Consider the following 25,414-nt stretch of genomic DNA (forward strand, 5'->3'; position numbering starts at 1 on the left):
AACCCTCCGCGAGAATCAGGGTTTGCCCTATATATTGCAACAATCCCTTCCTGACCTCGGGCTTAATCTTAAGCGTCCGCTTACCTAAAATATGCTCATGGTTACGAACAAGGTGTTCGTAGCAGGACAAAACAAAGTCTCGAGGTAAGTACCATGAAGTCCCTTATTGAAACTGTCGTCGTCGCCGCTGCCCTTGCAGCGCCGGTTGCCGTGTTCGCCCAATCGAGCCAGCCAGTGACCCGTGCGCAGGTGCGCGCTGAATTGATTCAACTCGAAAAGGCAGGCTATGACCCGTCAGCCCGTAACGATGCGACCTATCCGGCTGAAATTCAGGCTGCTGAAGCGAAGGTTGCTGCGCAGAACGGCGCGGCAAATAGTTACGGCGGAGTGGTGAGCGGTTCGTCGGAAGCAGGACGCCCGGCAGTGTCAAAGGCGGACTGGAACGCGATGTACAACCATCCTTAATGCCTTGATACCTGATAGCCAACAAGATGCTGAACGCATCTAGTCATTGAGCACCGCGCATCTGAGCGCACAGCACCCGTTGCGCGCTCTCATTTCAATAACTGACTCGCTATCGCGGCAATGCCCGGCAGCGAGCCGGTTTCGTATCGAACCTCCTCCAGCGGGCGCCCCAGTTTGCTAGATTTTCCCGGACCTTGATGGTCTGGGTTTTTTTCGCATTCTCGACCGGCACCCCCCGCGCGAGTATGTCGTGTGAGAAAACTCGGCGACGCATGTTCGCCGTTCACAGCTTTGACATCGAAGTGCCAGCCTCCTGACAGCGGCGTTCATGGAGGCTTGTTTGGGGTGCCCGCAGGATCAGCCCATTCATCATGGCACCGTCGCTCGCGCCTTCAGCCTCGCGGCGACCTTTCTTCGCAGGATCTCCGACAGTGGGGGCAGTCGAACCCAATTTGCCATCTTCGAGGCCGAGAGCCGCGCCGTGTAGCTCATCTATACTTGATGCGCCCACTTAGTCTGATGCGTCGTTGTCCCGGCGCCGGTAATTTCTTCGATCAGATAATCGACGAACGAAGCTATTCGCGAAGAGACCGCTGTATTGCGATAGTACACAGCATGGATCGGCTGTCGAACCTCTTTAGTCTGAGAAGCCAGGATCTGAGTAAGGCGTCCTGCGTCGCGGTCTCGGTGGGTCATAAAATCCGACAGGCAGACTATACCGACGCCTTCGAGCGCTAATTGACGAATCGTCTCCCCACTCGACGAACTAAGCGTGGGTTCTATACGGAAAGGTTCACCGTTGATCCCGAGCAATGGCCATACATTGAGCGACTCTGGTTGCGTGAAACCCAGTAGGGCGTGCTTGCGAAGATCAGAAACCTTGCGTGGACACCCGTGCGCCTCAAGGTATTCCCGACTTGCAAGAACACGCATGCGGCTGCTGCCAATGAGGCGGCTGTGCAGCGTCGAATCCTTCAGTTGGCCAATCCGGATCGCGACGTCGGTCCGACTTTCGAGCAAATCGATGATATCGTCGTTCGTGTTCAGTTCCAGGTGAACGTGCGGATAACGCTCGTGGAAGCCTTTCACGAGTGGGGCAATTACGTGCAGCATAAAAGGTGACGCGGCATTGACCCGCAAGAGTCCCGACGGATTCTCACGTCGTGCAACCATCTGCTCTTCTGCGTTCTCTACGGAGTCGATAATGGAGCGGGCGTGTTGAAGGAAAAGACGCCCCTCCTCGGTCAACGCCATCCTGCGCGTGTTTCGACGCATTAACGTCGTCCTCAGTTTTTCTTCGAGGCGCCCCAATGTTCGGCTTGTTGCCGACACCGTCTGCTCAAGCTGGCGGGCGGCCGCTGTCATCGAACCTGTATTGGCTACGGCGATGAAGGCTTCCAATTCGTCGAGGGTGACGTTCATTGTTGACTTTTGTTCAAAAGAGATTTGTTTATGGACCCGTATCTCGACGCGCGTAAAGCGGGCACACTCGCAGCGTGATGTTGCAAAAAACAATAACGTGGCAAGCGCGAGCCTCGTGCGACAGGCGCCGTCACGGTCAACAAAAAATTGCCATTAACGTCGGGCCTGAGTGCCCTCAGAATTCAGCGTTTGCCTGCTTTCGCTGCGACCGCTTGTGCTTTTTCACACCCGTGTGTTTTACTGTCTGCATGCGATAAGATTTTGGCGCAAACGGATATAAGGATCTGCCTCCTCAAATACGAGTAAGAAGATGACGGATTCCATTCGACCTGCGAACCCCGGTAGTGGCGTGATCGAGTTGGGCCGTTTTCAAATCGATCTGGGGATTCGAACGCTGTTCCAGGACGGCAAAATTGTACCCTTGGGATCGCGCGCCTTCGAGATTCTTGCCGTGCTCGCTTCCGCCGCCGGGCGGGTCGTAACGAAAAGCGAATTGATGGACGCCGTCTGGCCGGAGACCGTGGTCGACGAATGCAATATCCATGTGCAACTGTCCGCGTTGCGTAAAGCGCTTGGCGCGGATCGTAGCCTGATCGTCACCATTCCGGGCCGTGGCTATCATCTGAATCAACGACCACGGGCCGTTCGGGCGACCGTGACCGACTCCCGCGCCTCGCTTAAACGGGGCGCGATATTCCGCGACATCGAATTAACCGGTCGCGACACCTCGGTAGGTGAAATCCGCACGTTGCTCCAGACCGCGCATCTGCTGACGCTGGTGGGTGCCGGCGGAATAGGCAAGACGAGCCTCGCCAAAGAAATTGCCCGCCGTGCCTCGGATGGCCTCTACGGAACGGTCTGTTTCGTCGAATTGGCCACTGTAACCACGCACGATGCGGTTTTGCGCAAGATCGCAGAAGCATGCGGCCTGTGCAGTGCTGACGCGACGCTCGAGATATCGCAACTGGCTGCGGCGCTGTCCGGCACAAGAAGGCTGCTCGTGCTCGACAACGCCGAGCATGTGATCGACGCCGTCGCCTGGGTAGTCGACAGGCTCATCGCGGACTGCGAACACCTGCGGGTGCTTGTCACGAGCCGCGAACCGCTGCGTATCATGGGCGAGACGATCTACAAGGTTGAGCCACTCGATGTCCCCACGCCGGGTTCGACCGAGGCTGAGATTTTGGGGTGTTCAGCGATCCGGCTTTTCTTGTTGCGGGCGAATACGCTGCAACAAAGCAGGGATGCGGTCGGCGCGAATATTCATCTTGTCGGCGATATCTGCCGTCGGCTCGACGGCATTCCGTTAGCGCTAGAGTTGGCAGCGGCACGCGTGGAAGCGCTAGGCCTGGAGCAGGTTCATCGCTACCTGAACGACCGCTTTTCATTACTGACGGGCGGCTACCGAACCGCGCTGCCGCGTCATCAAACCTTGCGCGCGACCTTCGACTGGAGCTTTTCCCTGCTGAATCCGGCAAGCCAGCTACTCTTCGGGCGGCTCGCGGTATTCAGCGGCGGCTTTAATTTCGAGGCGATGTGCGGGGTGGTCTGCGACGAAAGTTATGCGGTAGCGGACGCGATCAGTTGCATTAACGATCTGGTGGCGAAATCGCTGGTCAACGTTGAGTTCGACGGACCGGTAAGCCTCTATCGCCTGTCCGAATCGACGCGTGCCTATGCGCTTGAAAAGCTGCTCGCCGAGGGCGAGCAGAAGCGGATCGCCGCGCGCCATGCGTCTTACCTTTCTCGCTGCTGGCACCCGCAATCGGGCGATAGCCCTTCCGAGCCATCCGGCCGGGAGACAGAACTCAATGAGTGGCTGGAGAACGCACGTAGTGCTTTCGATTGGGCGTTCTCTGAGCAAGGCGATGTCCAAATCGGCGTAGGACTGGCCGCCAGTCTCACAGAGGTGCTACTCGAGACGGGACTGATCGACGAATGTTGCATGCGCGCCGAGCAGGCCATTGAAGCGCTGAATGAATTGCGCCCGGCATCGGTCGACACTCGCGCGGAAATGCGGTTGCTTGCTACGCTTGCCTCTGTGTTGCCTTATGCTGGCGGCCATGTCTCGAAGCCGGTGGAACTGTGGGGAAACGTGCTTGCGCTCGCAGAGGAAACCGGCGACGGGCCGTGCCACGCCCGCGCCCTCTGGGGGCTTTGGAACGCGATGCTGTCCGCCGGAAATATCCACGCGTCGGAGCATTACGCCAGGCGGTTTCAGCAATTCGTTAGCCAGAGCGGCATGGCCTGGCACGTTATCCTTGGGGATCAACTGCTCGCCATTTCCCAGCACTGCCTTGGCCGGCACGCCGAGGCACGGTGGGTTCTCGAGCAGGCAGTGGAGCGCTTCGAACGGCTGGAGAGCAGACCGCAAGGCGGTGGGAAGTTCGCCGTCGATCCAGCTGTGATGTGCAACGGCACGCTGGTCCGAATTGCCTGGCTGGAGGGCAAGACCGATGAGTCGCTGTCGCGCCTTGACGCCCTCATCAACCAGGTGCGCTCGGAGACGCTTGAACCCTCGCTAACGCACGTATTGGGTGCGGCCGCGATACCGCTCGCGCTAATGTTCGGCGACGTGGAGCGTGCCTCGCGCTATATCGACATCATGCGATCGCAAGCCGCGCTGCATGGTTTCGGAATCTGGCTGGATTACTGCGATTGTCTGGCGGCATGCCGCGACCTACTGGACGGACGAGGGGCGGCGGCGACCGCATTGCTCGAGCAAAAGCTTGAGGCATTACTTGCGCGCGGCTTCAGACGTCTGGTTACGCCATTGATCGTTACCTGCGCGGAAGCGCTGATTGCGGACGGCGACCTGAACCGGGCATCCGTCTGGCTGAGCGAGGCGCAGAATTTTTGCCAGGCGAATGGCGAGCTTTTCTTCCTGCCGGAGGTGTGGCGTGTGCGTGGCACACTGGCTCAAGCCGAATCGCGCGCTCACAACGCCGATAGCGAGGCCGCTATGGAAAAACTCAACACTGCGTTCGCTTGTTTCCAGACATCCATTGAACTGTCCCGCGAGCAGGGCGCAAAAATGTTGGCGTTACGGGCGTCGATCTTGCTGGGCCGCCTGCTTCACGAGTGGGGCAGAACGCCTGAGGCTATCGAACTGCTTGCTTTGCTTGCCGACGACTTCGATGAGAAGAGTACGGTTGCCGATATTCGCACGTTGTTCGCACTTCTTCTGGCTTTGCAAGAACATCAAGGCGCGACAGTCTCCGTGAACCCGCCTCCCCGTTCCCTCGTGACAGGGTGACGCCTCTGACCTGGTCTCACCAGATTTGCATTGCCGGAGAGTCGTCCACATGGTCATGCAGCCAGCAAATCCGCCGGCGCGTCAGCCATGGCGACCTCACGGTCAGAGCGTGCGTCGGCGTCCATCGAAAAATACTGCGCGTAGCGCGATGCAAGACGCGACATGTCGGCTTGCTCTCGCAGTTTGTCGGCGGCGTAAGCGCGGGTGGACTCGAACAGCCGATACTTCGCTTCCGATTCGTCGAGACTGACGTTGACCAGGGATTTTGCAATCAGCTCGCCGATTCCATCGGTCACGTCCTCTTCCGACAGTTCCGAATCGCACACAACGGCATGCATGGACTCGAAGGTAAACGGGGCGGTGAATAGGGAGAGCCGCTGGAACAGGCATTGAGCGGTTTCGCTCAATAGCGCGAAACTCGCATCAAAGGTAGCGCGCAACGTTCGGTGGCGCGGCATTGCGGTGCGGTAGCCGCCTGTCAGGATTGCCAGCCGGTCATCCAGTCGGCGACGCACGCCGTCGACACCCAGCGCTTCGACCCGGGCCGCGGCCAACTCGATGGCCAGCGGAATGCCGTCCAGTCTGCGGCAAATCTCGCCGATCAGGCGGATTTCGCCGCGATCGGTGCGGACATTGGCCGGCAGCGAGTTCGCGCGCTGAATGAACAGGTCGACGGCGGGACTTTGCAGAATGTCTTCGTGGGTGGAACAGGTTTTCGGTAGTGCCAGCGGGTCCACTCTGAAGAGCACTTCCGAACGGATACGCAAGGGCTCTCGACTTGTGACCAGCACGCGCAGCGCGTTGTTTCCCGCGAGCAAGCGCTCGATGAGTTCCGCCACGCTGCCGACAACATGTTCCGCGTTGTCGAGCACAAGCAGGCGCGGCGTTTCAGAGAGCGCCGCCGCGACTGCGTGGACGGTGATGCCGGCGCTGTCCACGGGGAGCGAGCCGCTTTCCGCGATCGCGCGCAGCACCGCTTCCTGGGTGGTCAGCGCAGTCAACTCGACGAACGACACGCGTTCATCGAACTGGGAGGCCTTCTGATGCGCCACGTCAATCGCGAGACTTGTCTTGCCGATGCCACCCGTGCCGGTGAGCGTCACTAGCTGCGAGCACGTCAGGGCCTCGCACAGTTGGCGGGTCGCGGTCTCGCGCCCGACTAACGCTGCGCGACGGGCCGGCAAGGAGGGTTTCAGCGCCGACATGGCCCGCGGCTGTTCAGGCGCCTCAGGCATCCGAGGCTGTGCCAATTGATAGCCGCGGCCGGAGACGGTCACAATGAGATCCCGATCTGCGCCGAGTGCCTTGCGCAAGGCGGACAAGTGCACGTCGATATTGCCTTCTTCAACGATGATGCCCGGCCAGACTGCCTTCATCAATTCGTCACGCGTCACGAGGCGCCCATTTGCGGAGACGATCACGGCCAGAATGTCGAAGGCGCGGGACCCGAGGCGGACGGACTGCCCATCCAGCCGCAAGCGGCGCATTCCCAGGTCAATGTCGAAGCGTCCCAGTTTCATCATGATGCAATGTCCCAATTAAGAAAAATAACTACGTTCCCGGATCAAGCGGCAATCGCATCGAATTCTGATGACATGCCGATCGCGTGGGTAGCTTCAGGAAAGCACGGGGCTCGCCGCAAGTCGCAGCGACGTTTTCAACGTGTTGCACGCTTGCATCAGTGCGGCATCCGTGAGGAACGTGTCAGCGAGTCCTTCGAGGACGACGAAGTCATGGATCGTGCCGAGATAGCGGGTTGCATTGACCTGAACGCCGGCGCGCATCAGGTTGCGTGCGTAGGCCTCGGCATCGTCCCGTACCACGTCGTTTTCTGCCGTGATGATCAGGGTGGGCGGGAGGCCTTCAAGATCGGCGGTCGTGGCATGGAGGGGCATCGCCGTCGTGTCGGTCAGGCGTTCAACGGGGAACTGCGCGCGAATGAACGATTGCAACGCAAGCGCAGTCAATCCGGGGCCGTAGGCGTAGCGGCCGTAAGAGTCCGACGTCATGTTTGCCGACAGAATTGGGCAGAACAGAAGCTGCAGCGCGACGCGCGGGCCGCGCCGCACTTTGGCCAGAAGCGCGATCACGGCAGCCATATTGCCGCCCGCGCCATCGCCGGCAACGGCGATCGCCCGGCTATCGATTCCCAGCACACCGGCATGCTCGACCACGTAGAGCAACGCCGCGTAGGCCTGCTCGTTCTGCGTGGGGTAACGTGCTTCCGGCGTGCGCGTGTACTCGACGAATACGACCGCCGCCTCGGCTTGCACTGCCAGCCGGCGGATCAGTCGATCATGGGTGAGACGATCGCCCATGCTCCATCCGCCGCCCGGAAAATACAGGACGGCGGGCAGCGCGGACGACGCGGCGAGCGGGCGCAGGATGCGAATATCGACCGAACCGGTCGGGCCGGTGGGCAGCGTCAGATCTTGGGTGGTCACAGGAAACCGGTCGGCGGACTGAGCTTGCCGCTGGTCCGACTCGCTGGACGAGACCGGCTGTTGAAGCAGCAAACGATCGGGATGTTGGCCGGCCTCTGCGACCAGATCGAGAAATTGCTGGATCTCGGGATCCAGGACCGGGTGTGCAGACGACGGCTTCACCAGAGTCGATGTCGAGCGCTGGGAGGTGGCGGTGGACGCGGGTTGATTCATGAGTCGGGTTCCGATGAGAAGGGCCGTTGTGGATGCTCGGAATCGACACCTTGCGCGGCTCTTCGTAGAGCGCGGGTCGTTCTGCCAATCACGAACATTCCGTCTGAAGCTATTCTCATGCGGACACCGGCGAGGGCGTCAGTTAAGCTTTGCTAAGAACTGTTATCAGCCCGCCAGGCGGGCCTCTCCGGCCAGGCAGCCGGGGCGCGCCAGACGGCTTTTAGCTCATGCCGCGGCGAACTCGTCGGGTTGCGCTCCGCCCGTGCGAGGCCGTTCGAGCAGGCGCTCGCGCATCCATGAGGGCTGGTCGAGACGACCTTGCGCGATCAGTACGTCGACGCAAGCCTCGGAGCCGGTGCTCGCAAACAGCTCCAGCTGCATGACGGTGGCGTCTCGCACGACGGTTTGCCGTCCTTCCAGCAGGTGTTCGAACCCCTCCGCCCATTTATCCCAGTGTGACAGCCCGCGTTTGCGAGTCCGTTCGCGCAATTGGGCGGTGAGTTCGCGCGCCATCGCCGTATTGCCTTCCCATAGCGCGATCGGGATGGCGCCGATCGCGAGGCCGTAGCAAATCGATAGATCGTGGTCAATCGCCAACGCGAGGGCGGCGCACTCCCGGGCGAGCGCCACGGCCTCGGCGGCTGAGCCCTGCAGCCAGAGGATGCGCATCTGGAGGGACATCGAGGCAATTCGGCCGTCGACCTGCGCATGGTTCGCATGATTCGCCCGAACCGGATCTTCGTCGCGAGCGATGACGTCCTCGATCAAGGCGCGCGCCTTGACCTGATTGCCCAGAAAATGATGCGACAGGGCCAGCATGTGATCGGCGGTCTGTGCGGCAGAGAAATCACCGGTGCCGGACGCGAGGCCGCTGAACTGTTCGGCCCGCTGCAAGCTTTCCGAATAGCTTCCCGCCAGGATGCGCTGGGCCCAGATGCCCCACAACGTTCGCAACGCGAGGCCCACGTCGTTCAGACGCGTGGCCGCTTCATAGGCGTGCTCGAAGGCGTGCGCCATCGCGGTTGTCGGCCCGCGCGTATGCCACAGGGCATGGCCGTAAGCCGCGAGCAATTCGATGTGCTGGGGCGTGCCCGCCAGATCGGAGCGCTCCGCGGCGGCGATGGCATGTTCTGCCATCGCCAGAAACTCATGGGGCAAGGACAGGTGAAACCAGAGCGGCGCAGTCACGATCACCAGCCGGATGGCGAGGGTAGGGTCGCCTTCCTGACGCGATGCCCAGTCGAACGCGGCCCGGATGTCGTCGATACGCCCGCTGTGGATGGCGAGCCATTCGCGGGGCGCCTTGCCTTCCCACGCCGCCACCGGATCCGCAAAGATCTGGCAACAATGTTCCGCGTGCCGGGCCCTCACCGCGTCGACCTCGTGGGCCTCCACGAGGCGCAGATGCGCATAGTGGCGAGTGGTGTCCAGCAGCCGGTAAGGTAAGGGCGACCCGTTGACGTCGCAGGAAACCAGCGATTTGGCGATCAGGCCCGTGGTGGCGTCGAACACGGCGAGATCGTCGAGTTCCGGGCAGCGCGCGACCGCGGCCACCCCGCTCATGTCGAAGGACCCGCGCATGACGGACAGGCGCCGCAGAACCTGCTGCTCCTGAGGCTGCAGCAGTTCATAGCTCCAGTCCAGCGTCGCACGAAGCGTTTGCTGCCGGGGCAGGGCGGTGCGGCGGCCCTGGGTGAGCAACGCGAAGCGGTCGTCGAGGCGCGCTGAAATCGCGTGGACATCCATCAAGCCGACCCGGGCCGCGGCGAATTCGATCGCCAGCGGGATGCCGTCGAGTCTGCGACAGATGTCGCACACCGCCGTGACGTTCGATGCCGTCAACGCAAATGAATCGTTCGCGGCCTTGGCGCGGTCGTGAAACAGCGCGGTCGCGGGATATGCCCGCGCTTCGTCCGTGCTAAGTTCCGTGCCCGATCCCGGCGACGGCAGTGCCGCGAGCCGGTGCACCGACTCGCCGTCTGCCCGCAGCGGCTCCCGGCTCGTGACGAGCAGATGGACCCCGGGCGAGCCCTGCAGCAACTGTTCGGCCAGTTCGGCGACGGCGTCGATCAGGTGCTCGCAGTTATCGAGCACCAGCAGCACAGGCGTGTTGCCCAGCGCCTTGATCAGGTCCGGCACCGGATCGCCGCTGAACACAGCGACGCCCACGGCGGAGGCCACCGTACTGGCCGCGCTGGAGGTCTCCGAGACAGGGGCGAAATTGACGAACAGGGCGCGGGTGCCGGTGCGCTCGGAAAATCGATGGGCGATGGCCAATGCGACGGTCGTCTTCCCCATTCCGCCGGGCCCGGTGATGGTCAGAAAGCGTCGCTCGGGGAGCTGATCCGTGAGGCCCGCAATGATGTCGTCGCGGCCGATCACCCGTGCCAGGCTGACTGGCAATGTTCGAGCGTCGCCGGAGGGCCGAACGGGAGGGGCTTGCGAAACGGATTTCGTCACCGGCACCGCGAACCGGTAGCCGCGCCCCGTCTCGTTGACGACGTAGCGGACGCCCTCGTTGCTATCGCCCAAAGCCTTGCGTAAAGCCGACATATGCACGCGGAGGGCGCCTTCGTCGACCACGCTGCCGGCCCACACGCGGTCGCACAGATCCCGTGTCGACATCAGCTGGCCGGCGCTTTCGACCAGCACCACCAGAATGTCGAGCGCGCGGCTGCCGAGCCGGACGGGTTCGCCGTCCTTTGTCAGCGCGCGCTGCGGAAAATGCAAGCTGAATGGGCCGAACGTCAGGCTGTACGGGGGAACCATCAAACCACCTTTACTTATGGAGTGTCGTCAACAGTAGCAACGCTTCCGGAGTGTGGCATCCGGAAAAAATATTGCATCATCGCGCACCCCCACACTGCCGCCAACTTAAAAGATCTGAAATCGAACGAGGCGGCAAGCGCGCCGGAACAGAGTCGCAACGCGCGGTTTTCCGCCCGCTATGCGCGGCTAGCAAAACTTAACACCACGTAACTCGCGTTCGAGGACCCGGCAGCTCACTATTCGGTCCATGCAATCTGTCCTTTGACGCGGAGATCATCATGGAACGTCTGAAAGCGCTGGAGATTTTCAAAGCCGTAGTGGACCACGGCAGCTTCACCAAGGCGGCCGACGCCGCCCATGTAGGCGTTCCCTCGGTGAGTCGGGCGGTGCAGGATCTGGAGGCGCTTCTCGGCGTTCAACTTTTCAATCGGACCACGCGGAAGGTGTCGTTGACAACGGTTGGGCTAACGGTGCTTGAGCACGCCACCGGAGTTCTGGACTGTTACGAAGACCTTGCGCGGATCAGTAGCGATATCGCGCTCGACGTTTCGGGGGATCTGCGTGTCGAAGTTTCCGTCCTGTTCGGCATGAACCGCCTTGCACCGGCTCTGTCCAGCTTCATGCGCGCGTATCCCAAGGTGCGAGTGGATACGCGCCTCGTGGATAACAGTGTCGAGACCTTGGGCGACCTGGCCGATCTTTCCATTGTTGTCGGCCGGTCCGTGCCACCCTCATATGTAGCGCGCTCGCTCGCCGCGACGCGCCTGGGGATCTACGCAAGCCCGAGCTTTCTGGACAGTGCCGGCCTGCCCGTCCATCCAGACGATGTGCGCCCGGATCTGTGCATGGCGGTCATGGCCGGTTCGCATCAAGCTTCATGGCAGCTTAGCCATTCATCGACGGCCGAGCGCTCGGTGCTCGGCGCGCGTAGCCCATTTCGCACCAATTGCCCGAGCGCATTGATTTCCGCCGCCGTTGATGGCCTCGGGGTGGTGATCGCGCCGGAGCAGATCGCGCGTACTGCGCAATCGCGTGGCGAACTGGTTCGGATTCTGACCGATTGGCAAGCACCGTCGCTGGAGACCCAGTTGTTGTACCGCTCGCGACGTAACCAGCCAATGCGTGTGCGCAGACTGATTGATCATCTCGTGCGCTCCTTTAACGAGAACGCCGATCCCGATTCCGAGCCGGCACCGTTCAGCCCGTTGTCACCCACCCACATGATCTCCGCAGAGGCCGGCGCGCACCGTGCGTTGCTGGCGGCGTGAATCTCTACTGACGTGAAGGAGCCACCTGATGGACCCTGAAGTCATCTCGCGAATACTTGGAATAACGGCGCGTGCCTATGGCCTGTTGCAAGGCGCGGGCGATCCGGACGCTGCGCCGCGAGCGTCGCCGGTGCGATATGCGCCTGCGCTGGGCGATGCCATGCGAACGACGCAGGCGCGTCATGACCGAAATGCACAGGCCGCGAGCCAGGACTTGACGTACCGCTACCCGCTTTATGCATGAGCGGGCACTGCAACTGTCAAAGACGTTAGTCATACGGAGAGAACTATACAAAGGTCCTGGATAGATACCTTTTCCGTTGAGCGGGTCATCTCAATGGATAGCTGTTTCGATGATCGCGTTCGGCCTATTCTGCTTAGGACCATTTGAAACAGAGTGGAACAACGCTCGCACCATGACAGCACGTCTTTTGTTGAAGTGGTGCCCAGCGACGTGTCCTCGTTCGTGCGAGCGCATGCCTGACGAGGCGAAATTCTCCAGGAGAGTAATCGACCATGACCACGACTCAATCCCCATCCGCGGGCCCGGTTCTTCGCTCCGGCATGCGCGCGCCGGAATTCACCTTGGCCGCCACGCCTGACCAGAAAATATCGCTGTCCGAATTACGCGGTTCGCCGGTCATCCTGGTGTTCTATCCCGCTGACTGGAGCCCGGTCTGCAGCGACGAACTGGCATTGTTCAACGCGGCGTTGGGCTCATTTCGCCCGTTCGGTGCGCAACTCCTTGCGATCTCCGTCGACAGTGTCTGGTCGCATGCCGCCTATGCGTCGCAACGCAATTTCCATTTCCCCCTGCTTGCCGATTTCGAACCTAAAGGGGCCGTGGCCCAGGCCTATGGCGCGTACCGCGTAACCGAAGGCGTTTGCGAGCGCGCGCTGTTCGTTCTCGATGACGAGGGCATCGTTCGATGGGCCCACGTCTTCCCTATCGCAATCAACCCCGGCGTCGACGGCATACTCGGCGCACTTGAGCAGATCCACACGTCTATCCAACAGGAAGCGCTATGAGCCATCTTTACCCACCCGTCGAAAACTTCGATCACACGCAAGGTCCCGCCGATGCACCGGTGACGCTGGTCGAGTACGGTGATTTCGAGTGCCCGTATTGTGGGGCGATGTACGGAGTGCTCAAAGCGGTGCAGCAGGCGATGGGCGACCAGCTCCGCATCGTGTTCCGGCATTTTCCGCTGGCCGACATGCATCCGCATGCGCTGCACGCCGCCGAATTCGCGGAAGCGGCGGCCACGGTCGGCAAATTCTGGCAGGCGCATGACGTGCTGTACGAAAATCAGGACGCTTTGACGGACGCGGATCTGCGCCGCTATGGGGCGTATCTCGGGATGCGCGCACAGGACGTGGCGAGCGCATTTGAAGGGACTTACGACGAGGCCGTTCAGAAAGACTTCGACAGTGGTTTGCGAAGCGGCGTGAACGGCACGCCCACGTTGTTCATCAACGGCCATCGCTACGACGGGGACCGCGACGCCGAGAGTCTGGTCGCGGCCCTTCGTGCCGCCATCCGGCACGCGTAAGCCAGTCGGTCACGCAATCGAATCGACCACGCCGCCGTCCACTCGCAGTGCGGCGCCCGTGGTCGCTGAGGCCTGCGGCGAGCACGCATACACGACCATGTTGGCGATCTCTTCGGTGCTGGCGGGCCGCTGGATGAGCGACGTGCTGCGGTGCTCCCGCACGAACTCGATCCCGACCTGTTCGACGGTTTTACCCTGCGCCCGGGCGGTGTCTTCCACCATCGTGCGAAAGCCGTCCGACAGGGTCGGGCCGGGTAGTACGGCATTCACCGTCACACCGCTGCCCGCCGCCTCTTTGGCGATACCGCGCGCAATGCTCAGTTGCGCGGTTTTGGAAAAGCCGTAGGCCAGCATATCGGCCGGGATATTCAGGCCCGATTCCGACGAGATGAACACGACGCGTCCCCACTTACGTTCCATCATCCCTTTCAGATAGGCGCGCGTGAGCCGGACGCCCGACATCACGTTGACCTGAAAGTAGCGCTCCCAGTCGTCGTCGCCGGTGCTGAAAATATCGCCGGGGCCGAACACGCCCAGATTGTTCACGAGAATGTCAGTTTGCGGCACGGCTTGCGCCAGCGCGTCGCAGCCCGCGCGCGTGCCCAGGTCGCCGGCAAAGCCTTGCAGTTTCGCGTGCGGCACCGTCTTGAGAATGGATGCGATGGCACGGTCGACGGCTTCCTGCTTGCGTCCGTTAACAAGGGTGTGCGCGCCGGCTGCGGCGAGTCCGGTTGCAATGGCGTGACCGATGCCCGCGGTGGAGGCGCTGACAACGGCGGTTTTGCCGGATAGATCGATGATCACGGGTTCACTCCTGGTGGAAATGTCATGTGCCGCCAGTCGTTAGCACACGTCGTGCCGCCAATGCTGTCACTGGCGGTACCGAGCGGCACCGAGCGGCACTTCGGGGACTCACTATGCGTCTATTTGACGGCGCAAACCGTCGCCGCCCAACGGCATGTCGCGCAAGCGCTTGCCGGTCGCGTCGAATAATGCGTTGCCGAGCGCGCCGGCGGTCGGTCCCATGGATGCTTCCGCGGCGCCCAGAAACGGCGCGCCGGGGCGATCGATAAGATGCACGTTAATGCTACGCGGCACGGCGGAATAACGCAGAATCGGATAGCTGCTCCAGTCGAAGCTTCTGATCCGCTCCTGATCGAACTTCAACTCTTCGTAGAGCGTCCAGCTTGCCGATTGCACGATGCCGCCTTCGATCTGATTGCGGATGCCGTCGGGGTTGACGATCTGTCCGGCGTCCACCGCCACTTCGGCGCGTTCCAGGGTGACCTGGCCGGTTTCGGGCACGACAGAAATCTCGACTGCGATCGCCACGTAAGCCATCAGGTTCTTATACTTGCCGAACGCGAAGCCGACGCCATGATTGGCCTTGCGTGGCGGCCGCGGCCAACCGAATTTTTCGGCCACCAGTTTAATGACGTCGCGGGCGCGCGGGTCCTGCATATGCCTGAGCCGGAACGCGACCGGATCGACCCCGGCGGCGGCGCTCAATTCATCCATGAACGTTTCGATTGCGAAGACGTTCATGTGCGCGCCGAGTGAGCGCATGGCCGACGAGTGCAACGGCATGGTCGGCGAAAAATTGTTCATGATGTGCATGTTCGGCAGCGCATACAGCGGTATCGCGTTGCGGTCGCCGCCGCCTTCGGGTTGCAACATCGGCACCGAGGGCGCCGGCACGAACGGCTTCTCCAGCAACTGCGCCGGAATCAGGCGCCCGGCGTTCACGATCCGCTCGTTGTGCGAACTGCTCCACAGCGCGTAGTTCCAGTCGACGATCATGCCGCTCACGTCGAGCGAAGCGCTCACTTCGGTCACCATGGCGGGTGTGAAATGGTCCCAGGTGTGTTCCTGCTCGCGCATCCATTGCACGCGGACCGGCAGGCCGCCGGTTTCACGCGCGATCAACGCGGCGTGCGCGGCCACGTCGTCCGCGCCGTTGTGGCCGTAGCAACCCGACCCTTCGACGTGAATGCAGCGCACCTTGTCCTTGGGCAGCGACAACATTTCCGCGAGCCCGTCGCGCAGGGGATAGACACCTTGCGAGTGCGTCCAGACGGTCATGGCGCCGTCCTTGAACTGCGCCACCGAGCAGGATGGGCCGATCGAGCCGTGCATCATGTAGCGCTTGCTGTATTTTGCGCTGAGCGTTTTCACCGGCGCACCGGCTGCATTGTGGGTGTTCGCGATCTCGATGTGTTCGGTGGAGATCTGTTTCAGATCGCGGTGCACGGTGGCGGGATCGGGTAATACACGCCCGGCGCTCCAGTGGCTTCCCGCCGCCAACGCGCGCTGCGCCTGCACGGCTTGCCATTCGCCTTTGGCGACCACGGCCAGCATGCTGCCGTTCCGGATTACCTTGACGACGCCCGGCATCTTCAGAATCTCGGGCGTATTGGTGTCGAGCAGCCTGGCGTCATAGACGGGCGGCATCACCACGCGGGCATGCAGCATGCCCGGCAGCAACATGTCCTGAACGTAGCTCGGGCCGCCGGTGACTTTGCCGGGAATATCCACACGAGGCAATGACGTGCCGATCGTATCGAACGTCGTGGGGCTTTTTAAGGGCGAAGTCGGCGACGCCATGCGATGCAGGTCGACGAGACTCACCGCTTCGCCGTAAGTCATGCTGCGGCCGTCCGGCGCCTTGATGATCGCGTTATGCGCGCTCAAGGTCTGGCTGTCGACGCCGAAATGCTTGGCGGCAGCGTCGATCAGCAGACCCCGCACTTGCGCGGACGCGTTCAGCAACGCGCTGCCGCTGTCCGCCATCGTATGGCTGCCGGCCGTGAGCCCTTCGTCGGGCGAGGCACCGGTGTCGGCAGTCAGGAAAGTGATGAGCGACGGCGCCATGTCCAGCTCTTCGGCGGCGACTTGTAGCAGCGCGGTACGCACGCCCGTGCCCAGTTCGACCTTACCGGTGTAGACGGTTACCTTGCCTGCCGCATCGATCTTGATCCACGCGTCCAGATAGGGATTGGTCTTCAGACTGCCGGCGAGCGCCTGGGTCGCTTTGCCGATATGCACCGCGGCGCCTTCGTCGGCGATCACTTCCTGTGCCATGGCCGACACGCCGGGGAACAGACTGAAACTCACCACGAGCGCGCCGGACATCATGAAGCGGCGGCGTCCCTCGTTGATTTCTTCCTCTTTGACGCTCATTGCGCGCCTCCGTGACTGACCGCACCTTCGGATGAGCCGGATGCTGCGCCGGCGGCGGGCAGGTGCGCCACTTCGCGAATCGCCGCGAGGATGCGCGTGTGTGTGCCGCAACGGCAGAGATTCGGTTCCATGTGGTCGCGGAGTTCGCGTTCGGTCGGCCGCGGATTGCGATCGAGCAACGCCTGGGCGCGCATGATCATACCGGCGATGCAGTAGCCGCACTGCACAGCCTGATGGTCGATAAAGGACTTCTGCAGCGGACCGGGATGCTCGGCCGTGCCGAGACTCTCGATCGTGCGCACCGGCCGCTTGCCGACTGCCGATACGGGCATCAGGCACGAGAACACGGCCTCGCCGTCCACGATCACGGTGCATGCGCCGCATTGCCCAAGGCCGCAGCCGAACTTCGCACCGTGCAGTTGCAGGTCGTTGCGCAGCGCGTAGAGCAGCGGTGTGGCCGGATCGATATCGAGCGCGTGTTGCACGCCATTGACGGTAAGGTTGATCATCGCGCGGTGTTCTCCTGTCTGACTTTGGCCGCCATTGTCTCGACGTCCTGCCACGGCCCGCGCTGCGAATAGGTTGCGCGAATGTAGGACGCAAGATCGGCGATCTGCCGGTCGTTGTAAACCTGATTGAAGGCGGGCATGTAGTTCATGCTGTCCTCGCCGTGCCAGCCGTTGCCGCTCAATATCATCTGGACCGCGTTGCGCGGCGTTGCGGCATTGACGGCGGTGCTGAAGGCCAGCGTGGGGCGCTCGCCGATCGACTGCATCGGCGCAGCAGGGCCGTGGCATTGCGCGCACGAGGCAGTGAACAAGGTCGCGCCGCGTTGCACGTCCGGCGAGTCGGCGGCTTGAGCGGCGCTGCCGGTGGCGACGGCTTGCGCTGCGGCCGGCTGCGGCTTCTGGATCGACAGGATGTACGTGGCGATCGCCTGTACATCCTCTTCAGGCACGGTGGCCAGATCGCGCGTGACGGGCAACATGGGGCCGGCGGCGGCACCGTGTTCGCTGGCGCGGCCGGTGCGCAGATACATGACGAGCTGGTCCTGGGTCCACGGTTTCGGTGCTGCGCCCAGCGCCGTAAGCGCAGGCGCTTCCCAGCCGTCGACCATGCCCCCGTCGAAGGCCTGCCCCGACTTCTCGCCGCCAATCGCATTGAGTGGCGAATGGCACGACGCGCAGTGGCCGGGACCATCCACCAGCAGCTTGCCGCGGTTCCACTGGGCATCCTTCGAGGCGTCCGCCTGCTGGGCGCCCGGGTGCAGGAACAACACGTTCCAGAACGCCAGCAAGGGCCGGAAGTTCAACGGGAAAATCAGGTCGTTGGCGGGAGTGGTCGCATTGACCGGTTCACGCGTCATCAGGTACGCGTAGGCCGCTGAAATGTCGCCGTCGGACATGCGCGTGAAGTGAATATACGGAAACGCCGGATACAGCAGATGCCCGTCGCGCGCGACGCCGTAACGCACCGCGCGCCTGAAGGCTTCAAGCGACCAGCTGCCGATGCCGGTTTCGACGTCGGGCGTGATGTTGGTGGCGTAGATCGTGCCGAACGGCGTGGCGAGCGGCAGACCGCCGGCGAACGGCTGGCCGCCCTTCGCGGTATGGCAGACGATGCAATCGCCGAGCGCGACCACGCGCGCGCCGGCGAGCTTCGTTTGCGCGTCGAACGACGAAGCCGCCGGAGGACTGATCGGTGCGATGCCAGGCCTCCACATCAGCAGCGTAGCGACGATCAGCGCGGCCACGACGACCACGCCGCCCACCGTCAGCCATTTAGACTTGCGAGTCATTCACGCACCTGTCATAGAAGTCTTGAATCGAAGAAGCCGCACGGACTACGCCGGGTGCGCGGCTTAGGGCATGCGTCATGCGTGCGCGGTGCCGGGCTGGGCGGCCTGGCCGGCGCTGCTGTCGAACGGATAGTCGATATAGCCGGTGTGGTCGCCGCCATACCAGCCGACCGCCTTCGGTGACGCGAGCGGCGCGTGGGTTGCAATGCGTTCGACCAGATCGGGGTTGGCGATATACGCGCGGGCGAATGCCACCAGGTCGGCGTGGCCGTCGCGGATCAGCGCGTCGGCCTGGTCGATGGCAATGCCGCCGTTGAGCATCAGGGTGCCCGGGAACGCGCGGCGCATGCGTTCGATGATCCGCGGCAAGTCCGGCGCGCCGCTCCATCCGTTAGTGTCCGCCGCGTGCAGGTAGGCGACGCCGAATTCGCCGAGCATCTTGCCGACGTAGTCGTAGGTGCCGTCCGGGTCCGCGTCGCGCACGTTGTTGTAGTGCGCGTAAGGCGAGATGCGCACGCCGACCCGGTCGAGCGAGACCACCGAGCCGATCTCCGTGAGAATGTCGCGCAGGAAGTTGGCGCGGTTCGCAATCGAACCACCGTAGCGATCATCGCGCGTATTGGTCGTCGACGAGAGGAACTGATGTGGCAGGTAACCGTTCGCCGCGTGGACTTCGACACCGTCGAAGCCGGCCGCGATCGCGTTGACCGCGCCCTGTTTGAACGCGTCGATGGTGAGCTTCACTTCGTCGAGCGACATGGCGCGCGACGGCGTGGCGTGGATCTTGGTGTACTGGCCGTTTTGCAATTGCGCCCAGACCTGCAACTGTTCGAGGTCGTCATTCACGCCCGAAGGGGAGAGCGGCGCTTCACCGCCCAGCAGCGCAAATGAACTGACGCGCCCGCCATGCCACAACTGCATGAAGATGCGGCCGCCGGCGGCGTGCACCTGGCTTGTAATATGGCGCCAGCCGTCGATCTGCTCGGTCGTGATGATGCCGGGCGTGAGTTCGAAGGCGGCCGAGGCCGGGCTGACATTGGTGGCCTCGGTAATGATCAATCCCGCCGACGCGCGCTGCGCATAATATTGCGCCATCATCTGCGTCGGACGGCCTTGCAACGGCGCGCGCGAGCGCGTCATCGGCGCCATCACGACGCGGTTCGGCAGGCGCAGTCCATTCAGATCGTAACCGTCGAGCAGGGGTGAAAGGGAGGACATGGTGATTCCTTTGCAGGCGATTGAGCGTCGTTCAGGTAATTGACTATGTGGGTTAGCGTATCGTCAACCTCACGGAAATTCCTGAAGACGCCCTGAAATGTTGTTAACCCGGACAGCAGGCCGTCCGGTCTCGTGATTGGGTGTAGATCAGGCGATGCTGGCGGCGTGCGGACGGCCGATCGCGAGATAGTGAGCCAGCGCAATGATTGGGAAGGCCGTCGCGACGGCGGCTACTAGCGGCCAGCCACCGTGCTCGTAGAGCGGGCTGGCGAGCGCGGAACCGAACGCACCGCCCACGAAAATGCTCGTCATATACAGCGCGTTCAGGCGGTTTCTGCTCGCGGCATGCAACGCATAGATCTCGCGTTGACCCAGCACCATGTTCATCTGCACGGCGAAATCGAGCACGATGCCGGTTGCCACGAGGCCCAACACGCCCCACGCCGGATGGATCAGTGCGGGTGCGTAGGCGAGCGCGCCCACGACCAGCGCGATCAAGGTAGCGCGCACCGTGTGACCCGCGTCGGCCAGACGGCCCGCGACCGGTGCCGAGGTGGCGCCGATCGCGCCTACTAGCGCGAAGATGCCGATCTCGGTCTGCGACAGCCCGAAATGACGGGTCAACTCGACGGGGATCGCGGTCCAGAACAAACTGAACGAAGCGAACATCAGCCCCTGATACAGCGAGCGATGGCGCAACACCGGCATCGTGCGGAGCAGGTGGCTGAGCGAGCCGATCAGTTCGAAGTAGGTCGCCTTGTGATCCGGTTGGCGGCGTGGAATGGTCAGCGCGAGCACGCTGGTCACGATCGTCATCAGCACGGCTGCGGCGCCGAACACCGCACGCCAGCCGAAATGCCCGGCTATGACGCTGGAGATCGGACGCGACAGCAGAATGCCGAGCAGCAGCCCGCTCATAATGGTGCCGACCACTTTGCCGCGCGATTCGTCCGGCGCGAGATGCGCGGCGAGCGGAATCAGGATCTGCACGGCGACGGAGCTGAAGCCGACCAGCAGCGAGATCGCGAGGAACCAGCCCGGCTGTTGCGCGAACGCCGCGGCGGCCAGACTCACGATCGACACGAGGGCCGTAGTGATCATCAGCTTGCGGTTTTCCAGCAGGTCGCCGAGCGGCACGAGAAAGAACAGACCGAACGCATAGCCGATCTGCGTGAGCGAGACGATCAGGCTGGCTGTGCCGCCGGACATGTGAATGTCCGGTGCGATCAGTTCGGTGATCGGTTGCGCGTAGTAAAGGTTCGCGACGATCGCGCCGCAGCAGAACGCGAACAGCGCGATCAGACTGCGTGTCATTTTGACGGGATGTGTGCCGCCCGTCGCGGTGGATGCCTGGGTTGACATGAAAAACTCCCTGAAGTGAGAAACGGAAAAAGTGGTTCAGCGGGCGATGTTCATCAGCCGGTCGCCGAGCGAAATGCCCAGATCGGTCATCAACTTGCCGCGTTGCAACTGCTGGTTCTCCCAACGCTTGAGCGCTGAATCGATCGTCGTGCCGCTTTGCCATGTCGAGGACAACGCGAGCGCCAATGAATGGGCATTGGCCGCCGCCTTCGCGGTGCTGCCCGCCGTATGGGGGCGCGGCACCGAAGCGGCGTCGCCGAGCAGCACCGCGCGGCCGAACACCATCCTCGGCGAGCGCAGGTCGACGATCGGCTGCATGAACGGATCGTCGGTGGCCTCGACTAGCGCGCGAAACGTCGGCCCGAGCCACGTTTTGGCCTCGTCGCGCAACTGGGCGATGTCTGCGCTCTTGGTCGAGCCGGGCGGCAGCGAAAATGCACGCGCGACGCCGTGTCGGTCGACCAGCAATGCGTCGAGTTGCGACTGACTGTATTTGCGATACCACACCCAGTTCCAGCGACGCTCACCGACCGCGGTCGAATCGTTGTCGCCCGGAATCAGGTAGCAGAGTCCCGAATGCCCGTCGCCTTGCTGAAAGCTGAAGCGCTCGCGCAGCATGTTCGCGGCCGGCAACGGCAGATCGGCTTCCTCAACCAGCCCGCGCCACGCCACATAGCCTGCGTAAGCCGGCACGACTTCGGGGAGCAGGCGGCGCCGCAGCGTCGAACGAATACCGTCGGCGCCGATCAGCAAATCAGCCCGTTCGCTGCGGCCGCTCTCGAACTGCGCGACGATCTGTTCGTCCTCCATACGGAAATCGACAAACGTCTCGCCGGCGTGCAGCGCCTGCGCCGGCAACGCATTTTTCATGGCGCGATACAGCAGGCTCCACGACGTCTGCATTTGTGGCATGTAAAACTGTTCGATACGCTGGTCGTTGCGATCCAGATAGATGCGCTCGCCCGACGCCACGCCAGGGGGCACCGGCAACGCGACGCCGGCGAACTGCAACGCATCCAGCACGTCCGGTTGCAGTACGACGCCGCCGCCGCGGCTTTCCAGTTGATTGGGCGAGGTTTCGAATACGTCGACCTCCCAGCCGGCCGCTCGCAAGGTATTGGCCGAGAGCAACCCGCCAAGCGATCCGCCGATCACAACGGCGCGCGGTTTTTCATGCGATCTCATGCTGCGTTCCTTTGCGTTGCCGAACGCAGCGCGTTGGTGAAGACCACGGGCGGCTGGGCGCCGCTGATCACATTGCCGTCTATCAGGATGGTCGGCACGGCCTGCACGCCGAGCTTGTCGGCCCGCGCGCGCGCGGCGTCCATCTCCTGATTGCCGGCCTCGGAGAGCAGGTAGGCGCGCACGTCGCCGGCATCGAACGCATTCTCCGCGGCGATCGCGGTCAAGGTATCGAGCGAGCCGATGTCGCGGCCTTCGGAAAAGTAGGCCGCGTAGATGGCCTGATACAAGGCGGCGGTCTTCAGCGGTTCATTGCGCTGTTGCGCGAACTGCATCAGGCGATGCGCCAGACGCGTGTTCGGTGTGCGCAACACTACGTCGTAATTGAACGGCGCGCCGGCCGCCAGGCCCGCGGCCGTCACTTGCGAGTCCATGACTTGCGAGCGCGCCCAGCTGCCGAATTTCTGGCTTCGGTAGGCACGCCGGTCCATGCCCTCGACCGGCATGAGCGGATTCAATTCGAACGGCACGTAACGGATCGACACAGCCGCGCCCGTGCCGGCTTGCGCCAGCGCCGCAGCAAGATTGCGTTGACCGATCCAGCACCACGGACAAATGAAGTCGTAATTGATTTCGATCTGAATGGCTTGCATGTTGCACCCCTCACTAGGTAATGGATGCAGCTTATACGTTGCGTTTCGATCGTTGAATGGGGATAAAATGCAAGCTGGCGTTGCGTTTTTCGCAACCAAATCGGAAGCCGGAACGATCATGGACAAATTCCTCGCGGTGAAAACGCTATTGGAGGTGGCGGACGCCGGCGGCTTCTCGAAAGCCGCCCAACGCCTTGGGGTGGCCACCTCCTCGGTCACACGCTTGATGGACGCGCTGGAAGCCTCCCTTGGCACTGCGTTGCTGACCCGTACCCCGAGAAAGGTCAGCCTCACGGACGCCGGCATTGCTTACGCCGAACAGGTCAGCAAGGTGCTCGACGAGCTGGCCGAGGCTGACGAGAGCGTGTTCGACAGCGGCGCGTCGCCGGTCGGCGCATTGCGCATCGCGGTGCCGTCCACCTATAGCCGCCTGCGGCTCGCACCGCACCTGGCGGCGTTTCTCTCGGCCCATCCCCGCGTCTTTCTCGATGTGGTCGTTGCCGATCACTTTGTCGACCTCGCGCTCGAGCGGATCGATGTCGCGATCCGGATCGGCCTGCTCGATCGCGACGCCAACCTGATTGTCAAAAAGCTGGCGGACAATCCGCGCTACGTGGTGGCAAGCCACGACTACCTCGAACGCAACGGCACGCCACGAACTGCGGAGGAACTGGGCGCTCACGAGTGCCTTCGCTTCGCATACGGCGGCGGCTATCGCTCCCGGCAGGTCTGGACTTTCCGGCGCGACGACGCGCAGCAGCGCGTCGACGTGCGTGGTCATCTGCTGTCGAACAATCTCGACATCCTGCTCGAAGCCGTGCTGGCGGGACGCGGCATTGCGTTGCTGCCCGAGTGGCACGTCGCCGCCGAGATTCGCGCGGGACGCCTCATGCGCCTGCTCGAGCAATTCGATGCGAGTCCCCATCCAGGCGATGCGTTCGTGTACGCCGCCTACCTTCCCAATCGCCGCCAGTCCAGTAAGGTGCGGGCACTTATCCAGTTTCTCGAAGCACGTCTTCACGCTGCCCTCGAAGGCTGAACGGTGGGTGCCCTGCTCGCGCGTCACCTCGGTTCTCACCGCAGGTTGCGCGGCACCCGCTTAAGCAGTCCTACGCGTGGCGTCCCGATTCGAACAGAAACCAGACGCGCCGTTCGGCCTCGTCGATCCAGTTTTCGAGCAGGCTGGCCGTCGCGACATCGTTGTATTCGCTGCACAGCGAATGCGTCTCACGCATGTAGCCGGCGAGCGCCAGATTGTCCTCACGCAATTCCGCCAGCATGTCGCTCGGCGTCACGTACTCCGCGTCGTTGTCGAGGATTCGCTGCAACTTCGTGATCTGGCCGGTGGAATGCAGCGTCTTGCCGCCTAGCTTGCGGGCGCGTTCCGCGATCGGGTCCGTCGTCGCGAAGATCTGATCCGATTGCTCGTCGAGCAACAGGTGATAGTCGCGGAAGTACGGCCCCGACATATGCCAGTGGAAGTTTTTCGTCTTCAGATACACCGCGAATACGTCGGCCAGCAACGTTGTCAGCGCGGCGGCGATATCGCGGGTCGCGTCTTCGGTCAGGCGGGTCGGGGTGTTAAGCGGGGCCGCGCGATGGGCGGCTGCGGTAAGCGCTTCTGTCATAGCGAGTCCTTGTCATGGTCGAGTGCGGCAGCGTGTGAATGTCTGACTTCAAGCGCTTGCATTGTAGGAATGCGGCGCAAGTAAAGTCCTGCAGAAAACATGAAATGTTCTGAAGCGCCAATCCGGATGTCCGCGTCATGGCCGCGCGAAGATCTCGCGCGCCAAGGTTTATTTAAGAACTATTAAGGACTCTGCCAAGGACTCGCAGAACTGCCGTGGATAGACTGGGCCTCAGTTGTCCTCGCACCTGAAACACGTGCGGCATCTCCTCCCATGTTCACCAAACCACCTATAGGACGTACAACGCCATGGCAAATCCGAAACTCGAAGTGCTGACGCCTGCTAACTCGCAGATCATCTTCATCGACCAACAGCCGCAAATGGCTTTTGGCGTCCAGTCCATCGACCGCCAGGTTCTCAAGAACAACGTAGTCGGCCTCGCGAAGGCCGCGCGCGTTTTCAACATTCCGACCACCATCACGACCGTGGAATCCGAAAGCTTTTCGGGCTACACATTCCCTGAATTGCTCGACGTCTTCCCGGGCCACAAAGTGCTTGAACGTTCGTCCATGAATTCGTGGGACGACCAGAAGGTGCGCGACTCGCTGGCTGCAAACGGCCGCAAGAAGGTGGTGGTGGCCGGTCTGTGGACCGAAGTCTGCAACAACACCTTTGCGCTTTGCGCGATGGCCGAGGGTGACTACGAAATCTATATGGTCGCCGACGCATCGGGCGGCACGTCCAAGGACGCGCACGACTATGCGATGCAACGCATGATTCAGGCCGGCGTGGTGCCGATGACCTGGCAACAGGTGCTGCTGGAATGGCAACGCGATTGGGCGCACAAGGAGACGTACAACGAAGTCATGGCAATTGCCAAGGAGCATTCGGGTGCCTACGGGATGGGCGTGGACTACGCCTACACCATGGTGCACAAGGCTGCGCAACGCGCGACGGGCGCCCACGAAGTTCTGGCACCCGTGCCGGCAAAGAAGTAACGAGT

21 protein-coding genes are annotated in these 25,414 nt (G+C 62.4%); 8 read left to right on the forward strand and 13 right to left on the reverse strand.

The genetic code is table 11. The features are described 5' to 3' along the window. Nucleotides 1-153: 153 nt before the first annotated feature. Nucleotides 154-465 carry a DUF4148 domain-containing protein gene (locus tag AC57B6_RS24380; protein ID WP_183796884.1) on the forward strand — a complete coding sequence of 104 codons (312 nt, stop codon included), beginning with the start codon at nt 154-156 and terminating at the stop codon, nt 463-465. Nucleotides 466-957: 492 nt separating this feature from the next. On the opposite strand, the gene AC57B6_RS24385 is transcribed toward AC57B6_RS24380, so the two are convergent. Continuing rightward, nucleotides 958-1,887 carry a LysR substrate-binding domain-containing protein gene (locus AC57B6_RS24385; protein ID WP_496422256.1) on the reverse strand — a complete coding sequence of 310 codons (930 nt, stop codon included), beginning with the start codon at nt 1,885-1,887 and terminating at the stop codon, nt 958-960. A gap of 310 nt (nt 1,888-2,197) precedes the next feature. On the opposite strand from AC57B6_RS24385, the gene AC57B6_RS24390 reads away from it, so the two are divergent. Further along, a complete protein-coding gene (locus AC57B6_RS24390; protein ID WP_496422257.1) occupies nt 2,198-5,143 on the forward strand; it encodes an ATP-binding protein in 2,946 nt (981 codons plus the stop codon). Nucleotides 5,144-5,196: 53 nt separating this feature from the next. On the opposite strand, the gene AC57B6_RS24395 is transcribed toward AC57B6_RS24390, so the two are convergent. The 3 genes from AC57B6_RS24395 to AC57B6_RS24405 form a co-directional block, all read right to left on the reverse strand. Continuing rightward, the gene (locus AC57B6_RS24395; protein WP_496422258.1) at nt 5,197-6,666 is read right to left on the reverse strand and encodes an ATP-binding protein; all 1,470 of its coding nucleotides are present in this window, start codon (nt 6,664-6,666) and stop codon (nt 5,197-5,199) included. Nucleotides 6,667-6,759: 93 nt separating this feature from the next. Beyond that, the gene (locus AC57B6_RS24400) at nt 6,760-7,800 is read right to left on the reverse strand and encodes an alpha/beta hydrolase (protein ID WP_496422259.1); all 1,041 of its coding nucleotides are present in this window, start codon (nt 7,798-7,800) and stop codon (nt 6,760-6,762) included. Between the two features lie 225 nt (nt 7,801-8,025). Further along, complete coding sequence (locus AC57B6_RS24405) at nt 8,026-10,569, reverse strand: ATP-binding protein (RefSeq protein ID WP_496422260.1); 2,544 nt, start codon at nt 10,567-10,569, stop codon at nt 8,026-8,028. A gap of 278 nt (nt 10,570-10,847) precedes the next feature. Between AC57B6_RS24405 and AC57B6_RS24410 the strand changes: the two genes are divergently transcribed. The 4 genes from AC57B6_RS24410 to AC57B6_RS24425 all read left to right on the forward strand — a co-directional run bounded on the left by AC57B6_RS24410 (nt 10,848) and on the right by AC57B6_RS24425 (nt 13,390). Beyond that, nucleotides 10,848-11,837: a LysR family transcriptional regulator gene (locus AC57B6_RS24410; RefSeq protein ID WP_051743194.1), complete on the forward strand. Its 990-nt coding sequence runs from the start codon at nt 10,848-10,850 to the stop codon at nt 11,835-11,837. Between the two features lie 28 nt (nt 11,838-11,865). Beyond that, nucleotides 11,866-12,081, forward strand: a complete 216-nt coding sequence (locus tag AC57B6_RS24415; RefSeq protein ID WP_030099246.1) for a hypothetical protein — start codon at nt 11,866-11,868, stop codon at nt 12,079-12,081. A gap of 272 nt (nt 12,082-12,353) precedes the next feature. Next, nucleotides 12,354-12,866: a redoxin domain-containing protein gene (locus AC57B6_RS24420; RefSeq protein WP_216750364.1), complete on the forward strand. Its 513-nt coding sequence runs from the start codon at nt 12,354-12,356 to the stop codon at nt 12,864-12,866. Continuing rightward, complete coding sequence (locus AC57B6_RS24425) at nt 12,863-13,390, forward strand: DsbA family protein (RefSeq protein WP_216750365.1); 528 nt, start codon at nt 12,863-12,865, stop codon at nt 13,388-13,390. Before AC57B6_RS24420 ends, AC57B6_RS24425 begins: the two co-directional genes overlap by 4 nt. Nucleotides 13,391-13,399: 9 nt before the next feature. Here the strand turns inward: AC57B6_RS24425 and AC57B6_RS24430 are convergent, their stop codons facing one another. The 8 genes from AC57B6_RS24430 to AC57B6_RS24465 all read right to left on the reverse strand — a co-directional run bounded on the left by AC57B6_RS24430 (nt 13,400) and on the right by AC57B6_RS24465 (nt 22,783). Then, complete coding sequence (locus tag AC57B6_RS24430) at nt 13,400-14,194, reverse strand: SDR family NAD(P)-dependent oxidoreductase (protein ID WP_028194262.1); 795 nt, start codon at nt 14,192-14,194, stop codon at nt 13,400-13,402. A gap of 111 nt (nt 14,195-14,305) precedes the next feature. Then, nucleotides 14,306-16,570: a xanthine dehydrogenase family protein molybdopterin-binding subunit gene (locus AC57B6_RS24435; RefSeq protein ID WP_496422261.1), complete on the reverse strand. Its 2,265-nt coding sequence runs from the start codon at nt 16,568-16,570 to the stop codon at nt 14,306-14,308. Beyond that, nucleotides 16,567-17,079, reverse strand: coding sequence for a (2Fe-2S)-binding protein (locus AC57B6_RS24440; protein WP_252889728.1), 513 nt, complete (start codon nt 17,077-17,079; stop codon nt 16,567-16,569). Before AC57B6_RS24440 ends, AC57B6_RS24435 begins: the two co-directional genes overlap by 4 nt. After that, a complete protein-coding gene (locus tag AC57B6_RS24445; RefSeq protein WP_496422262.1) occupies nt 17,076-18,368 on the reverse strand; it encodes a c-type cytochrome in 1,293 nt (430 codons plus the stop codon). The genes AC57B6_RS24440 and AC57B6_RS24445 overlap by 4 nt, the downstream gene beginning before the upstream one ends. A 75-nt stretch (nt 18,369-18,443) precedes the next feature. Then, entirely contained in the window at nt 18,444-19,586 is a 1,143-nt protein-coding gene (locus AC57B6_RS24450) for an alkene reductase (protein WP_028194258.1), read from the reverse strand. Between the two features lie 147 nt (nt 19,587-19,733). Next, complete coding sequence (locus AC57B6_RS24455) at nt 19,734-20,948, reverse strand: MFS transporter (RefSeq protein ID WP_028194257.1); 1,215 nt, start codon at nt 20,946-20,948, stop codon at nt 19,734-19,736. Nucleotides 20,949-20,984: 36 nt separating this feature from the next. Further along, nucleotides 20,985-22,133: an FAD binding domain-containing protein gene (locus AC57B6_RS24460; RefSeq protein ID WP_106352705.1), complete on the reverse strand. Its 1,149-nt coding sequence runs from the start codon at nt 22,131-22,133 to the stop codon at nt 20,985-20,987. Continuing rightward, nucleotides 22,130-22,783 (reverse strand): DsbA family oxidoreductase, encoded by a 654-nt coding sequence (locus AC57B6_RS24465; RefSeq protein ID WP_028194255.1) that lies wholly within the window; start codon nt 22,781-22,783, stop codon nt 22,130-22,132. The genes AC57B6_RS24460 and AC57B6_RS24465 overlap by 4 nt, the downstream gene beginning before the upstream one ends. Nucleotides 22,784-22,901: 118 nt before the next feature. Here AC57B6_RS24465 and AC57B6_RS24470 point away from each other — a divergent pair, with 118 nt between their 5' ends. Next, nucleotides 22,902-23,822, forward strand: a complete 921-nt coding sequence (locus tag AC57B6_RS24470) for a LysR family transcriptional regulator (protein ID WP_028194254.1) — start codon at nt 22,902-22,904, stop codon at nt 23,820-23,822. 70 nt (nt 23,823-23,892) lie between these two features. Here the strand turns inward: AC57B6_RS24470 and AC57B6_RS24475 are convergent, their stop codons facing one another. Continuing rightward, complete coding sequence (locus tag AC57B6_RS24475; protein ID WP_030099238.1) at nt 23,893-24,411, reverse strand: Dps family protein; 519 nt, start codon at nt 24,409-24,411, stop codon at nt 23,893-23,895. A 308-nt stretch (nt 24,412-24,719) separates the two neighbouring features. Between AC57B6_RS24475 and AC57B6_RS24480 the strand changes: the two genes are divergently transcribed. Further along, complete coding sequence (locus AC57B6_RS24480; RefSeq protein ID WP_028194252.1) at nt 24,720-25,409, forward strand: hydrolase; 690 nt, start codon at nt 24,720-24,722, stop codon at nt 25,407-25,409. Nucleotides 25,410-25,414 lie beyond the last annotated feature (5 nt).

The sequence above is a fragment of the Paraburkholderia sp. BGA-UO-ETr-F12 genome (assembly GCF_059567945.1).